The sequence below is a fragment of the Paenibacillus sp. FSL H7-0703 genome, from assembly GCF_038003485.1.
In the GTDB taxonomy this organism is placed as follows: Bacteria; Bacillota; Bacilli; order Paenibacillales; family Paenibacillaceae; genus Paenibacillus; species Paenibacillus polymyxa_B.
The window spans coordinates 2915718-2931066 of sequence record NZ_JBBOPF010000001.1; the positions used below are offsets into that span (position 1 = coordinate 2915718).

Genomic DNA, 15349 nt, shown 5'->3' on the forward strand with positions numbered 1-15349 from the left:
GTAGCTCCAGACCCATCATGCACAAAACGCCGTCCCTTCAGTGAAGAAGGAAACGGCGTCTCATGATGAACGTAATTTTAAAAATCAAAGTTATCCGGATCTGGACCTACTCGAAGATCGGCATTTAACGCCTGAATTCGATCCATATCCTCGCGCGTCAGTTCGAAGTCAAAAATGTCGGCATTTTCGACGATCCGATGCGCCTTGGTAGACTTGGGAATGGTGACAACTCCCTGCTGCACATCCCAGCGTAAAATCACTTGCGCCACCGATTTGCCGTACTTGGTCGCTATGTCTTGCAGTACCGGATGATCGAGCAATTGGCCTTGCATTAACGGAGACCAAGCTTCCATTTGAATGTCGTTCTTTTGACAGAATTGCAACAGCTCGGCTTGCGTTAATTGTGGATGGAATTCCACCTGATTGATCATTGGCTTAATTTCGGCATCCTTCATGAGATCTTCCAAATGATGAATCTGGAAGTTGCTGACTCCAATTGCCTTAATCCGTCCTTCTTTATACAAGGATTCCAACGCTCTCCAAGCTTCTTTATACTTTCCTTGAACTGGCCAATGAATCAGATATAGATCCAGATAGTCCAGACCCAGCTTGTCCAGACTGGCTTCATAAGCTGCCCGTGTCTCTTCATAGCCTAAATCTGCATTCCATACTTTGGACGTGACGAACAGTTCTTCTCTGGACAGATTATTTTCCTGAAGGGCTTCCTGAATAGCCTGCCCTACACTGCTTTCGTTCGCATAGATTGCAGCTGTATCTATACTGCGGTAGCCATGCTTTACAGCAGTCTTTATAGCATCGACCAGCTCCGAACCTTCTTCCACTTTAAATACCCCGATGCCAAACCAAGGCATGCGAACTCCGTTGTTTAACAATGTTGTGCTTTGTAAGTTTTGTGTCATTTTGAATCTTCCTCTCTATTTTTTAAAAGCTTTAACCTGTAATGGGGGTTGTATCCCTTTTTTCGAGCATACGACTCCAGCCTGTGAGCAAAACCGCAACGAAAACCATAATGCTCCCGATCCAGGCCGTATGAATGAGACCGAGTGAATCCGTTACAATCCCGCCTACATAAGCTCCGATTGCTATCCCTGCGTTGAAAGCTGCAATATTAACAGCAGAGGCAACATCAACAGCTTTGGGTGCAAACCGTTCGGCTAACATGACGACATATACCTGTAGCCCGGGCACGTTCATAAACGCAAGCAATCCCATAAAGAAGATCGTAATCAGTCCTGCCGTTTTAAAAGGTGCCGTGAACAACAGGAGAAACAGGATCACTGCTTGAATCAGAAACATGTAAAACAAAGCTGAAAGCGGCTTGCGGTTTGCTGCTTTTCCGCCAATAACATTCCCGATGGCAATCGCAATTCCATATAGCAAAAGTATTAACGTTACTGTACTTTGCTGAAATCCGGTTATGTCGTGAAGTAATGGAGATAAATAAGTAAATACCACAAATGTGCCTCCATACCCCAAAGCTGTAATGATAAATGCGAGTAGCAAGCGACCATTGGTAACCAGTTTGACCTGCTCGCGGAAAGGAGTCTTGTTCCCTTTGCGCAGCGTAGATGGCAGCAGAACCAGATTGGCGATGAGTGCCACTACACCGACGACCACAATCGCCATAAATGCTGCCCGCCAACCCCATTGCTGCCCAATGTAGGTACCCAAAGGTACGCCTGTAACCGTGGCTACGGTCAACCCGGAGAACATAATGGAAATCGCACTCGCTCGCCGATCATCCGGCACAAGATCGGCCGCGATGGTGGAACCGATGGACATGAACACCCCATGAGCGAACGCCGAGATCACACGTGCAATCAGCAGCAAGGCAATTCCGCTAGAGACCGCAGCGAGGCTGTTGCCTGCAATAAATATAATCATGATCCACAGCAGCAACGTTTTACGGGGAACACTTGACGTTAATGAGGTCAAGACAGGTGCCCCGATGGTAACTCCTAATGCATATAGCGTTACAGTTAGTGCAGACATCGTTACAGATATGTGCAAGTCTTCAGCGATCAGGGGAAGCAGTCCCACGCTGATGAACTCGGTTGTTCCAATTGCAAAGGCGCTTACGGCTAAAGCCAGTAATGGCCAGATACTTCGTTTTGATTCTGACGACATGTTTTTCACTCCTATCTATAGAAATCTTCAACCAGCAGATGTTATTATGAGTTATTCAAGCAAATATGAACAGTACGTACTTTTTAGTGATATAGGTACTAAAAAGTACCCTAAATAAAGTCCTTTTTGATCAAAACAGGCTGTTAAGGTATGTATAACAGAAAGCGATACACATGGGGGGATCTGCATTGGGGAAGAAAAAATACAATATCTCTGTTGAGGCGACTTTAGAGGTGATCGGGGGGAAATGGAAATGCGTGATTCTGTGTCATTTGACACATGGAAAGATGCGGACAAGCGAATTAAAACGAATTATGCCTTCCATAACACAAAAAATGCTGACCCAGCAGCTTCGTGAATTAGAGGAAGACGGCATTGTCAATCGGATTAGCTATAATCAGGTTCCACCCAAAGTGGAGTACGAGCTTAGTGAATATGGATGTAGTCTGAAAAGCATTTTAGATTCTCTCTGTGCATGGGGAGAAAGACATATCATCAAAGAATATGGGGATAAATCGGCGGTTTTGGAAGATAACATTCTGAATAAGCTGTAAAACATAAAGAGCGCCTGCATACATCAGCAGGCGCTTTCTCTCTCTCCGAATTCCAAGGGTTACGAATTGGACATCATTTTAATTTGTGAAATCAATGACCATGCGTCCTTGGATTTTGCCCTGCTCCATCTCCTCGAAGATCTCATTAATGTCTTCGAGCGGACGTTTTTGTACAAGAGGGACGACTTTACCTTCTGCAGCGAACTGGAACGCTTCTTTAAGGTCTTGGCGGGTGCCGACCAAGGAGCCAATAACTTGAATGCCGTCCAGAACCAGACGTGGAATGTCCAGATCCATCTTATCAGTTGGAAGACCTACAGCTACAACACGCGCGCCAGCCTTTACAACGTCGATGGCCTGGTTGAAAGGTGTTTTGGCAACAGCGGTAACCACGGTTGCATCCAGACCAGCACCGTTTGTTAACTCCTTAGCTCGGGCGACCGGATCTTCTTTCATGCTGTTAACGATATAGTCAGCACCAATTTGTTTGGCCAGTTCTAGTTTTTCATCACTAATGTCAAAGGCTACAACTTTAGCATTGAATACATTTTTGGCGTATTGCACAGCCAGGTTACCCAAGCCGCCAATGCCGAAGATACCGATCCATTGTCCTGGTTTGATGTCACTTACTTTAACTGCTTTATATGTTGTTACCCCTGCGCAAGTTACACTACTTGCAGCGGCAGGATCAAGACTATCTGGTACTTTGACCGCGTAGTCAGCTGTGACAATACATTGCTCTGCCATTGCACCGTCTACCGTATATCCGGCATTTTTAACTTCACGACACAGCGTTTCCCGCCCGGTTAGGCAATATTCGCAGTGACCGCAGCTTTCGAACATCCAGGCAATACTTACGCGGTCACCAATCTTAAGACTGGTTACTCCTTCGCCTAATTCAATGACTTTTCCAATACCTTCATGCCCCAGAACTCTGCCTGTGACATCACCGAAATCTGCATTTTTCACATGTAAATCTGTGTGGCAAACTCCACAGTATTCGACTTGGACTAACGCTTCTCCATGCTTCAGGGAGCGTAAAGGTTTCTCTTCTACACTGACTTTCTTGTCTTTTGTAACAATTGCTGCTTTCATGTAGATCTCTCCTTTAAATAGATATGGAATTATTTTGTAATACACACTCCATTATTATAGTAATTTTTGCCCGAAAAGGACAAATATAAATCTAACTTAAAACTATTTAATCCAAAAACGCTTCTTTCTAAGCCCTTGGACCCTTGTAGGAACTTTGTACAATAATTTACAATGTAAAAAGTTTCACATACTCTATTTGGAAGAAGGATAAAGAAACATGAAAAAAAACTGGAAAGGTTGCCTGTTCAGCATATTTGCCATTATCTTGGTTGTGTCGATAACAGGATGCAATTCACAGCCCGCCATTTCTAGTACCACCAGCACTTCATCCTCATCAGCTACTAACGCTCATGCAGTCGTTCAGAAAGTCCCACACTGGTCCTATGAAGGAGATCAGGGACCGGAACATTGGGGAGAGCTGGAAAAAGATTTTGTTGCTTGTGGTAACGGCCACGAACAATCTCCTGTCAATATAGAGCATACCCATTTGGAAGCATCGCAAACGCAGCAACCGCTGCAAGTTCATTACACTAATACGAAATCATCCATTTTGAATAATGGACACACTGTGCAAATCAATGTTGCCGATGCCAGCAATAGCATCATGCTGGACGGTACTAAATTCACTTTAAAGCAGTTTCATTTTCATCACCCGAGCGAACACCAAATAGATGGTAAAAATGCTGAAATGGAGCTTCATTTTGTCCATCAAAGCGACAACGGAAGCACAGCTGTCTTAGGGGTTCTTATCCAAAGCGGCAAAGAAAACAAGGCTTTCAACCGCATTTGGTCCAAACTACCAAAGGATAATTCCCAAGAAGCGGCGGCTCTAGATGAAGAAATAAATCTCGCTGCGCTGCTGCCAAAAGACCTGCACTCCGTTCGCTACAACGGATCGCTGACTACCCCGCCATGCACAGAACATGTACATTGGACAGTGCTGGAACAGCCTATTGAAATGTCCGCAGACCAAATCAACCAGTTTGCTGCCATTTTCCCCGATAACCATCGCCCTGTACAACAACTGGGAACCCGGGAACTGACTGCCGATAAATAATAAAATAAAGTGCCGTAAGATGTAAGGTGCACTCTATATATAAATACAACCCAAAAGCCCCCTCTATTCATCTAGTTAGAGGGGGCTTTTCGGTATTAAATTTACTGCTCATTACAAGCGCACCAGTTCCTCCACCTTCACTGGCTGACCTGTACGCATAGAACGGTTGGCGGCGATGCCTGTTAAAATGGACCATGCACCGTCGATATGTGAGGCCGCACGATGAAACCGATCCTCTGCCGGCTTATCAAAAATATCACGCAGCATAACTGGATCTCCTCCGCCATGACCACCCACGCCTTCTTCTACCTCGACTTCATAAGGTGCTGCAAAGTGAGGATAGATGGTGATGGTCTTCTCTTTTAACGCACCCTCATCTGCCTTGCTGCCACCAGAATTAACATAGGATTGCTCGGATACCCGAACCTCCATCCGTCCCTTCGTGCCGTTAAATACGATGATAAAGCCCTCCCAAGGCATGTAAGCATTCAGCGAATAGTTCATCACCGTCTTGTTCTGATACTTCACCATGACACTCAGCGTATCTTCAATGCTGATATTGTCGCCAAATACGCTTTGATCCCGCACATAGCCATCCTCATGCTCAGCATCCAGATACATGCTTTTTAGATGCTCGTTACGGTCCAGGTGTAGCGCAAAGGGGTCATTTTCCGCTGCCTTGCTGCCGTAAGCCCGTTGATAAAACTCCGTCACGCCACGCTGCTCCGCATTTTCTCGTCCGTAAAATTTCAGATCCCCCATCGCATACACCGTCTCCGGTTTCGAGCCAAGCCAGAAGTTCATCAAATCAAAATGATGCGTCGATTTATGCACCAGCAGACCGCCGCTATTGCGCTTGTCCCGGTGCCACCGACGGAAATAATCCGCGCCATGCTGTGTATTCAGCAGCCATTCGAAATTGACTGACAGCACCTCTCCGATCGTTCCGTCCATGATCAGCTCACGGATTTTCGTATTATGCGGCGCATAGCGGTAATTAAAGGTGACGCGCAGCTTCCGTCCCGTGCGGTCTATGGCATCCAAAATGTCTTGGCATTTATCTTCATCCACCGTCATCGGCTTCTCGGAAATGACATCACAGCCCAGCTCCATCGCCCGGATAATATACCGATGATGCACCCGGTCAATGGTCGTGACAATGACGATATCCGGCTTCGTCTCCGCGATCATCCGATCAAACTCGTGAGCTTTATAGGTCGGAATCGGCTCATGCTCGTATTTCTCCTGCAACAGCCGATTGGCATAATCCATTCTCGTCTGATTGACGTCACAGAACGCGATCAGCTCCGAGGTATCTTTGAAAACGGTAACAACTTCACCGTAAAAAAATTCGGCTCTTCCTCCGGTACCCACAAGTGCATATTTGATTTTAGCCAATTGGTTCACACCCTTTACATGAATTGCTTTTATTTTATAGTATAAGAAAGAGCAAAATCTTCGCTTTTATTATGATTTTTCCCATAAAGTATACATATATTATCCATATGCATTCTTTCATTAAAGGAGACTATCGATATGATCGCTACACCCCGTTTTGCCATCGAGCAAGCGTTGCGGAAGGTGCCATTCAGCATGTCCGCCGACCATGTCCACCAAGCGCACGAAATCTATTATTTGCTGGCAGGAGAGCGCTACTACTACATTAATCAGCGGGTATATGCGCTCCAGAAGGGCGATTTGATTTGGATTAGCAAGCATGATTTTCACCGTACGAGTAACAAGGGTAGCGGTAGCCATGAACGGATTTTGATTAACTTTGATGAAGAATTTGCAGCCTCGTCAATGACCGTCTCTCCCTCCAGCGATCAGAACCAGCTTCTTCTGCCAGAGAAAAGCTTTCTGCTTCGCCCCTCCGCGGAAGAACAATGCGAGCTGGAGCACCTATTCCGGCAAATGCTTGATGAATACCACCAAGAACATACCTACCGCCAGCTATATCTCCAAAGCTTGCTACTCCAGCTCCTTATCCGCATCCGGCGCATACAATCGGCCACTGCCGATACCATTGCACCGGAACGTAGCGAAAAGCAGCAGCGCGTGTACTCGGTCATCGCATACCTGCATGCTCATTATGACGAGAGCCTGTCGCTAGATCAGCTGGCTGAGCATTTTTATATTAGCAGCACGTATTTATGCCGTATTTTCAAGCAGACAACAGGTTTTACCTTAGTAGAATATCTTCAGGATGTGCGGGTCCAGCAGGCTCGGGCGTATTTGAGAGAAACAAACTGGAAAGTGACTTCCATTGCTGAAAAAACGGGTTTTGACAGCATCGCTCACTTTGGTCGTGTATTCAAGCACCTTACCGGGCACACCCCACTACAGTACCGAAAAAAATACAAAAAGGAGTAGAGAAATGCCCCTACCCCTTAATTCCCGTCAAGGTGATACCTTCAATAATTTGCTTTTGGGCAATGATGTAGACGATTAGCACCGGGACGACAGAAATGGTGGTACCCGCCATCATCAGTGACCAATCGGCGGTATATAACCCTTTGAAATTGTTAAGTAAAAGCGGAACCGTGAATTTCTCCGGTGTATTGAGATAGATAAGCGGATCAAGAAAGCTGTTCCAGGCACCCAAAAAGGTGAAAATCCCGATCGCCGCCAATGCCGGACGAATGAGTGGCAAAATGACGCTCCAGTAAATACGAATGTAGCCCGCCCCATCCATTACTGCCGCTTCCTCCAGATCGCGTGGGATCCCCATGACGAACTGGCGAAGCAGAAACACCGCGAATGCATTAAACAAGGCTCCAGGCACGATCAGCGACCAATGCGTATCCAGCCACCCGATGCGGTCCATCACCAAATATAACGGAATCATCGTCACCTGCTTAGGCACCATCATCGTAGCGAGGAACAAGATAAACAGTATATTCGAGCCCGGAAATCGGATTTTAGCAAAAGCATACGCCGCCATAGACGCGCTAATCAGTGTCGCTGTCACGATGATCACCGTAATGTAAAAGCTATTCATATACGCCTGCACGAAGGGCATCGCCTCCAGCGATGCCGGATAGTTGCTCCATACGAACGGATCGGGAATCCATTGAGGCGGGACAACGAAAATTTGAGATATATCCTTCAGGGAACTGAGAACAGTCCACAGGAATGGAAAAAACATGACTAAAGAGCCGACAGCGAGCAGCACATGGCGCAGGAATACCCTGCCTCTGGAACTAATCTCCATAGTGCACCCACCTCTTTTGCATTTTAAATTGCAGCAGTGTAAATACGAGAATGATCACGAACAAAATCATTGCTGCCGCAGCACTTTCTCCCATCGTGAAGTCAATGAACGCCTGATCATAAATGTGGTACACCAGCGTATAACTTGCTTTGGCTGGCCCTCCATTCGTCATGACAAACGCCTGATCGAACACCTGAAAAGAACTGATGACCATCATGATGGTCACAAAAAAGGTCGTTGGTGACAACAGCGGCAATGTAATATACCTTAGCTGCTGGAACTTGCTGGCCCCGTCAATTTCGGCTGCCTCGTAATAGCTTTTGGAGATACCCTGGAGTCCTGCCAGAAAAATGACCATATTATATCCCAGTCCCAGCCATATGCTCAAAAGCGCAATCGACGGAATCACCCACTGCGTATCGGTAAGCCACATCGGGCCTGTAATCCCAATCGCTCGCAGCAGATGATTTAAAATGCCAAATTCGCCGTTCAGTATCCACATCCAGATGACACCAACCGATACCGAACTGGTTACGACAGGCATGAAAAAGAACAAGCGATAAATTTCCTTGCCCTTCACTTTGTTGAGCACGATGGCTACGAGCAGAGCCAATATAATCCCCGCCGGGATGACCAACACCATATAGTACATCGTATTGATGAGTGCCTTCCAAAAATCAGGATCAGATAATTGGCCCTTGAAATTGTCCAAGCCGACAAACAAGGGTACGCCAAATCCATCCCAGTTTACAAAGCTTAAGTAAAGCGCATATAGCAACGGCAACAGCGAAAAACATAATAGACCCAAAAACTGGGGGCCAATGAATAGATAGCCCCACAGCGCTTGATGCTTTTTCTGCATCTTGTCACCTTCCTCCCCGGTCACGGCCCATCCCGTGCCTACTTGACCGCCTTGGATATGATCTGATTCAACTTTTCAATGGTTGCCGCAGCATCCTGCTTGCCCAGGAACATCAGATCGATGGTTTCCGTGATATCCGAGTTCAGCCCTGGCACCTGAGCATCATAGGCCAGTGCAGATCCATGAGCATGCCCTATGTTACGTCCTTCGGTCAAATAGCTTGAATGCTCAATTGTCGCCTTTTTCATAATGCTCTCATCTGCGGCAGCAAGCGTACCCATGGCATTCCCACCTTCAACCAGCCGGGCCTCCTGCCCCTTCACAGAGACGTAGAATGCTGCCAACTTCATGGCCTCTTGCACATGCGGACTATTTTTGTTTACAGCTACATAGGCAACCGGAATGGCAACGGGCTCATTCTTACCAGTATTGGATGGCCAGTAGATATAATCGAAGTCGAGGCTTTTATTTTGGCTAAACAAGGGTTCCAGCCATCTTCCCGCCGCCAGCATACCGACTTGATTGGACATGAACATCGCGTCAGCCCCTTGCCCTTTGGGAAGCGAGCCGAGATATACCGCATTTCCCTTTTTCACCATATCGTACATAAAACCGAAGGCTTCCTTGCCCTTTTCATTGTGGTCCAGCACATATTTGCCTTGTTCATCAAAGATCTGACCGCCATTCGACCACACCCATGAATACCAGTGAGCCCACCAGTTTTCCGCAATATAACCCTGCTTTCCGGCTGCCTTCAGCTTGGATGTAACCTCTTCAAAGGCGTCCCAATTCCACTTGCCTTCGTCATAGTATTCTTGCGGCGTCTTCACGCCTGCTTCCTTAAATACCTTTTTGTTGTAATACATGACCATCGGATTTGAGTCGGGAGTGACCCCATAAATTTCCCCGTCACGCTTTGCCGGTCCCCACAAACCTTCCGGAAAATCCTCAGCCTTCACATCACTCGCATCACTTTTTAAAAACTCACCCAAAGGCTGTACCTGCTTCGCCCCGATCAAACGCGCAATCGTCGATTCATACGAATAAAACACATCCGGTCCGCGACTTCCCTGAAGCTGTGTCAACAGCTTTTGCTCATATTGGTCTCCAGGTACAGGCACCAGCTTAACCTCGATATTTGGGTTTTCCTTTTCAAATGCATCCAGCGCCCGCTGATACACCTTCACCTCCGCAGGATTACCCCAAGCCTGCATTGTAAGTCGCACTTTTTGCCCTTCTGTCTCCTCTATTTTGGGAGAGGTACTGCATGCCGCTGCAAGTAAAAGCAGAACGCTGAGGAAAAATCCAATCTTTATCCAGCTCATGTAATTGTCCACCTTAACCGCCTCCTGTAGCTTCGCATGGTTGTATGTCATCCTTCTTTTGAAGCGCTTACAAAACTTTCCCTATCATCATATGTAGGAGGGGGAGGCGCGATATCCCCATTTTCATTTTTATATAATTTTTTTCTTTTGGGGGCTCTGATATGACAGCGACCAAGGGAAAGTAAAGGGCTGCACAACAAAAAAAGAAGAACGCAGATCACCTGCTTCCTTCTTTCGTATTCCTTCAGTATGATTCAGTTTTCTATGACTTTATTAGCATCTTTTCAAAAATATTATAGCCGTTCGTTTCGCCTATATACGTATAACCGCATTGTCTGTAAAACTCACTAAGCTTGTCATTCCCCGCAATACAGTCTAAACGGATTCGATCCTTGCCTGTGAAGTGGATGCCTTGTTCAATCCATTGCATCAGCTCACGGCCTCGCCCCTTCCCGGTGCTATCGCGATCCACAACCAAACGATGCAGATATACTGAGGTTCCTCCTTCAGAATCCGTTTCGTCTAGTCCCCACAACTTACGGTCCCATGCACTGGGCTGCTGCTGCAAGATCACTGCGCCTGCCAGGCTATGATCCTCTGATGCTCGAAAAACAACCACTTCTCCGCGTGCAATAGCGCCGCCCAGGTTGTGATCATCTTTTCCTTTTAGTAAGCGTCCCCATTGTGTGGAGCCTTTGCTGTGCAGCCATCTGGCCGTCTTTAAAATTAACTCCTGAACCTCAGCCTGATCTTCAGTGCTTGCCTGAAAAGCCATTAATCCTGGTTTGACGGATGATTCGACAATAGTCATTGATGTCATGCTGCACCTCAACTCTCAAATTTTCCTTATGTATAAAATATAGCATAAAAAATGAGCGTCTGATGATCTGGCAGAGCGTAAAAAATATGTATACTACTATACTCTTATCGGTCATTTATGGTGAAAAATGTAACCTTTCTAATCATTTCAACCGATGATATCCGTATGAGAACAGTTGGAAAGGTTGTGAATGAGGTGCCAAGCCGTAATCCATATCTCCTCAAAAAGATATTTGGCATAAACAAAGAACGTATACTCATCTTCGCGCTGCTGCTGATCCCCGCTATCGCTGCCTTTATTGGAACAAGGCCTATGCCTGCGCAGTATATTTTGCAAGGAGAAATGCATCCGGTCAAAGATCTTGGCGTTCAGGGAAGCGTGTTTTTTGCGTCTGTGCAAACGGGTATTGCTAACAATCTCCTGGAGCGTTGGAATGTATATTCCAGTGAAAATGTATCTGGGGGAGCAATTAAATTTGAACCTCTTGCCCCTGATGAAGTGGACTCTTATTTGAAGGATCTTACAGAGACGGACACGCTAAAATATTCTGCCATGCAAGCCGTACATGCAGCGACGGAATTAAGCGTAGACAGCGACACAGCTGGGGCTACGGCGACTTTCTCGAATCTTAACAAATTGGAGGATGCTCGCTATGCGGAGCTATTGACTCATTTGCAGGATCTTTCGGGAAATTCCTTGGGTCTGATGACAGGTATCGGACTGTATGAGGAAGCCAATAATATCGACTTTTCAGATGGCGGACGTCACAAAATCGCAGGCTCTGGCACAATGGAAGAATACGGAGATGTCGGATCGGTCGGTGGGCTGGAGCAAAAGCTGCTGGGAGCCGAGGCGGCAAAGGTCGATCTATTCTTCGTACCGGCAGATTATGAATGGTACGGTGAGGAAGGCAACGAAGCAGAGGCTGCCCGAGTTCAAAAGGAGCATGGACTCAAGTTACGCATTATCCCCGTAGAAACACTGGAGGATGCTATCGTGTATTTGAAGCAACTAGACTGGGAGGAAGTACATCTTGAATGATCCAGATTCCAAAGCATTCCCATCCAAGACAGCTGGCAGCGTACATCAAGCCTTACTAGCAGTGGGCACTATAGGCGAATTTATCATCCTTATTTTTACATTAGTGTATATCTACGCAAATGATTTTTATTATGATCATCTATACGAGCTGGAGCAAAAATTTACAGTTTTTAGCTTTGTGCTGTACTACTTGTGTTTTGTAACCTATCTGATCTGGCTAGTTCAAGTACATAAAGCCATCCGGCAAAAGCATTCCGATTATCCGATTCGTACCGTGGGAGCCATTGCTCGCATGATTCCTTTTATTAACTTGTGGGGATTCTCTAATACATTCACCCATATTTACAGGTACTTTGCGCTCCACCCCGAATTGGAGGGCAAAGCCCGTTATATTCAAAAGATGATTGTTCCGCTATATTTTGTCTGGTTTGGTGAAGGAGTTATTAATCGGATTCTTATCCGACACTTTTCCGATATGGAATCGATGTCCATGTTGTTGGGAGCCATTATGCAAACCACCAGAATGGCCTTCTTTTACTGCATGACACGGATCATTCACAATAGTCTGGTTATGCTGAATAAAAAAGATGAAGAAGGATTGCATTAAAAAACGAGCTGGCCTTCACGGTCAGCTCGTTTCCATTTCTGGTGAATGGTGTTACTCCACCCCATGATTTAATTCGTCTGTGAAGCAGGCACGATTCGGTATAATCCTGAAGTCTCGCCCGCCGCGGGACGTACTTCCTGGATGAACCATCCTAACGACAGCACTCTCTCCAGCCGATCATACTCAGCCTTCGTCAGTTCGGATGTAACGGCTTCGCTTCCTTCCTCTAGTGACAGCTCAGGCTCCCGCCCGAACGCAACGGCAATCCACGAACGAATGCCCCGGATCGTATTGTACTTGATCTGATATCCATCCGTTACTGCGCTGACAAACACCTCCGGCTCTTGGGACGCCAGCCCGGTGGCAAGCTCTGTATAATCAAAATCGGATGGTCCGTCCGTTGGCAGCTCATTTTGCTGCACCCGACGGATTAATTCCTCTTGGGACCAGCCTAAAGAGCGTAATGATTCCAGCAAGAGCGCGTCCCATTGGGAAATACGTACTCTTTTCGTCGTCGATTCAGTCATCGTTTTTTGCCTCCTTTGGTCATGCACATCGTACAACCGATCTTAACCCTAACGGTTAACCGGGTACGCTACATAATGGCCGGGACTGATTTCTTTCAGCTCGGTTGCACTGTTGTTTTCCTTGTCCCATACTAATGAACCGTCTGGTTGGGCCAAGCCTCCCCCCAGTCTCTCACGCTCTCCGACTGCTCTCGGATCAGGCACAGGGATGGAGGACAGCAGCGCCTGCGTGTAGGGGTGAGCGGGCTGCTCATACAGTTCATCTGCATCGGCTACTTCTACCAGTCGCCCATGGTACATCACACCGATTCGGTCTGAAATATGTCGCACCATCGACAAGTCATGGGCGATGAACAGATACGTCAGCCCGAACTCCTGCTGGAGATCCTCCAGCGTGTTAATGACCTGCGCCTGGATGGACACATCGAGTGCCGAAATCGGCTCGTCACAGACGATGAACTCGGGGTTCACGGACAGAGCACGAGCGATGGAAATCCGCTGGCGCTGCCCACCACTGAACTCGTGCGAGTAGCGATACAGATGCTCCCGCTTCAGCCCTACCTTCTCAAGCAAAGCCACTACAGCATCCTTACGCTCACTGCCCTGATGCAGTCTGTGAATATCCATCGGCTCACCGATCAGGTCAAGCACGTTCATACCCGGATTAAGAGAGGAATACGGGTCCTGAAAAATGCTCTGAATACGCCGACGCAGCGGCTTGAGCTGTTTATCGTTCAGCTTGGAAATATCCTGACCGTCAAAGCGTACCGTACCTTCTGTATAATCGTATAACCGCGTCAGACAGCGTCCAACCGTTGATTTCCCACTACCTGACTCACCGACCAGTCCGAACGTCTCGCCACGCTTGATTTGGAAGCTCACGCCATCCACCGCCTTGAGCACCTCAGAGCTACGCCCTAACAAATCCTTTGCGGTCACAAAATGCTTCTTAAGCTGGTGTACCTCCACCAAGGGCTGTTGCTCACCCAATACATCGTTTATTTCACTCACCGTCATTCCCTCCTTCCGCGTGGCCCGCTTTCGGCGTCTCGCAGACTCCGGCAGGCACTGCGTCCGGCTCGTTCAACCAGCAGGCTGCTCGCTGATCCGGGCGTAGCTCCACCATCGGTGGCCGCTCCACACAGCGAGCAAACGCGTGCGGGCACCGTTCCATGAACGGACAGCCCGATGGCGGATTCAGCAGGTCCGGCGGCGTGCCCTCAATCGGCACCAGCCGCTCGCGGAAGCCGTTCGTGCGCTGGGGCACAGAACGCAGCAGACCCTGCGTATACGGGTGGCCCGGACGATAAAAGATATCGCCCACGCGTCCCTCCTCCATCACCATGCCGCCGTACATGACGATGACACGACTACACACCTGAGCGACGACGCCCAGATCATGAGTGATCAGAGCAATCGACATGTCTGATTGCTGCTTTAGCGTCTTGAGCAATTCCAAGATTTGCGCCTGAATCGTCACGTCCAGCGCTGTAGTCGGCTCATCTGCAATCAGCAGCTCCGGGCTGCACGAGAGCGCCATGGCAATCATCACCCGCTGGCGCATCCCGCCGCTGAATTGATGCGGGTATTGGTTCATTCGGCGCTCCGGCTCGGTAATGCCTACTTGTCGCAGCAGTTCTACAGCTGCTTGCGTAGCCGCCTCCTTGCTCAGTCCTCGATGTCTGCGAATCACCTCGACCAGGTGATAGCCAACCTTTTTGACCGGATTCAGCGAGGTCATCGGGTCCTGAAAAACCATTGCAATCTGGTTTCCGCGTATTTTGCGCCATTGCTTTTCCGTCAGAGCAGTCAGACTTTGTCCCCGATAACGGATATCGCCGTTCAGCCGCTTGCCCGGCGGGGCGATCATCGACATGATCGCTTTCGCTGTAACACTTTTTCCGCTCCCGGATTCTCCTACGATTCCTACCGTTTCTCCAGCATCAATATGAAAACTAACCCCTCGAACTGCCTGATTTTCCCCTTCACGAGTGAAAAAGGAGACCTCCAGCTGTTCGACGGACAGTAGATGTTCTGTCATTGTGTTTTCGCTCCTTCCTGTCGCTTCTGGAGCCATTTGTAATGGATCTGTGCTATGA

The 15349-nt window shown here is 47.7% G+C and carries 16 protein-coding genes; 5 read left to right on the plus strand and 11 right to left on the minus strand.

Annotation, left to right across the window (positions count from 1 at the left end; genetic code table 11):
* Window positions 1-77: 77 nt before the first annotated feature.
* The gene (locus MHB46_RS12820) at window positions 78-920 is read right to left on the minus strand and encodes an aldo/keto reductase (protein WP_341162511.1); all 843 of its coding nucleotides are present in this window, start codon (window positions 918-920) and stop codon (window positions 78-80) included.
* A 31-nt stretch (window positions 921-951) separates the two neighbouring features.
* Window positions 952-2148: an MFS transporter gene (locus MHB46_RS12825; RefSeq protein WP_341162512.1), complete on the minus strand. Its 1197-nt coding sequence runs from the start codon at window positions 2146-2148 to the stop codon at window positions 952-954.
* A gap of 188 nt (window positions 2149-2336) precedes the next feature.
* Here MHB46_RS12825 and MHB46_RS12830 point away from each other — a divergent pair, with 188 nt between their 5' ends.
* Window positions 2337-2702, plus strand: a complete 366-nt coding sequence (locus MHB46_RS12830; protein ID WP_341162513.1) for a winged helix-turn-helix transcriptional regulator — start codon at window positions 2337-2339, stop codon at window positions 2700-2702.
* Between the two features lie 78 nt (window positions 2703-2780).
* On the opposite strand, the gene adhP is transcribed toward MHB46_RS12830, so the two are convergent.
* Complete coding sequence (adhP, locus tag MHB46_RS12835) at window positions 2781-3797, minus strand: alcohol dehydrogenase AdhP (RefSeq protein ID WP_341162514.1); 1017 nt, start codon at window positions 3795-3797, stop codon at window positions 2781-2783.
* Between the two features lie 217 nt (window positions 3798-4014).
* Here adhP and MHB46_RS12840 point away from each other — a divergent pair, with 217 nt between their 5' ends.
* Entirely contained in the window at window positions 4015-4854 is an 840-nt protein-coding gene (locus tag MHB46_RS12840; RefSeq protein ID WP_341162515.1) for a carbonic anhydrase, read from the plus strand.
* A gap of 111 nt (window positions 4855-4965) precedes the next feature.
* Here the strand turns inward: MHB46_RS12840 and MHB46_RS12845 are convergent, their stop codons facing one another.
* Window positions 4966-6252, minus strand: coding sequence for a Gfo/Idh/MocA family protein (locus MHB46_RS12845; RefSeq protein WP_341162516.1), 1287 nt, complete (start codon window positions 6250-6252; stop codon window positions 4966-4968).
* A gap of 138 nt (window positions 6253-6390) precedes the next feature.
* Between MHB46_RS12845 and MHB46_RS12850 the strand changes: the two genes are divergently transcribed.
* Window positions 6391-7227, plus strand: coding sequence for a helix-turn-helix transcriptional regulator (locus tag MHB46_RS12850; protein WP_341162517.1), 837 nt, complete (start codon window positions 6391-6393; stop codon window positions 7225-7227).
* Between the two features lie 10 nt (window positions 7228-7237).
* Here MHB46_RS12850 and MHB46_RS12855 read toward each other — a convergent pair whose 3' ends face one another.
* The 4 genes from MHB46_RS12855 to MHB46_RS12870 all read right to left on the minus strand — a co-directional run bounded on the left by MHB46_RS12855 (window position 7238) and on the right by MHB46_RS12870 (window position 11075).
* On the minus strand, window positions 7238-8068 hold the full coding sequence (locus tag MHB46_RS12855; RefSeq protein WP_013308340.1) for a carbohydrate ABC transporter permease: 831 nt from the start codon (window positions 8066-8068) through the stop codon (window positions 7238-7240).
* Window positions 8058-8930, minus strand: coding sequence for a carbohydrate ABC transporter permease (locus tag MHB46_RS12860; RefSeq protein WP_061830759.1), 873 nt, complete (start codon window positions 8928-8930; stop codon window positions 8058-8060). The genes MHB46_RS12855 and MHB46_RS12860 overlap by 11 nt, the downstream gene beginning before the upstream one ends.
* A 38-nt stretch (window positions 8931-8968) precedes the next feature.
* The gene (locus MHB46_RS12865) at window positions 8969-10267 is read right to left on the minus strand and encodes an ABC transporter substrate-binding protein (protein ID WP_341162518.1); all 1299 of its coding nucleotides are present in this window, start codon (window positions 10265-10267) and stop codon (window positions 8969-8971) included.
* A 250-nt stretch (window positions 10268-10517) separates the two neighbouring features.
* Window positions 10518-11075 carry a GNAT family N-acetyltransferase gene (locus MHB46_RS12870; protein WP_341162519.1) on the minus strand — a complete coding sequence of 186 codons (558 nt, stop codon included), beginning with the start codon at window positions 11073-11075 and terminating at the stop codon, window positions 10518-10520.
* A gap of 165 nt (window positions 11076-11240) precedes the next feature.
* Between MHB46_RS12870 and MHB46_RS12875 the strand changes: the two genes are divergently transcribed.
* Window positions 11241-12116: a hypothetical protein gene (locus tag MHB46_RS12875; protein ID WP_254327271.1), complete on the plus strand. Its 876-nt coding sequence runs from the start codon at window positions 11241-11243 to the stop codon at window positions 12114-12116.
* Complete coding sequence (locus MHB46_RS12880) at window positions 12109-12723, plus strand: hypothetical protein (protein WP_341162520.1); 615 nt, start codon at window positions 12109-12111, stop codon at window positions 12721-12723. Before MHB46_RS12875 ends, MHB46_RS12880 begins: the two co-directional genes overlap by 8 nt.
* 68 nt (window positions 12724-12791) lie before the next feature.
* On the opposite strand, the gene MHB46_RS12885 is transcribed toward MHB46_RS12880, so the two are convergent.
* From MHB46_RS12885 to MHB46_RS12895, 3 genes are read right to left on the minus strand one after another with little or no spacing between them, the layout of a single operon-like run.
* The gene (locus tag MHB46_RS12885; protein WP_341162521.1) at window positions 12792-13250 is read right to left on the minus strand and encodes a hypothetical protein; all 459 of its coding nucleotides are present in this window, start codon (window positions 13248-13250) and stop codon (window positions 12792-12794) included.
* A gap of 48 nt (window positions 13251-13298) precedes the next feature.
* Entirely contained in the window at window positions 13299-14261 is a 963-nt protein-coding gene (locus tag MHB46_RS12890) for an ABC transporter ATP-binding protein (protein WP_341162522.1), read from the minus strand.
* Window positions 14254-15291, minus strand: coding sequence for an ABC transporter ATP-binding protein (locus MHB46_RS12895; protein ID WP_341162523.1), 1038 nt, complete (start codon window positions 15289-15291; stop codon window positions 14254-14256). Before MHB46_RS12895 ends, MHB46_RS12890 begins: the two co-directional genes overlap by 8 nt.
* Between the last annotated feature and the right edge of the window lie 58 nt (window positions 15292-15349).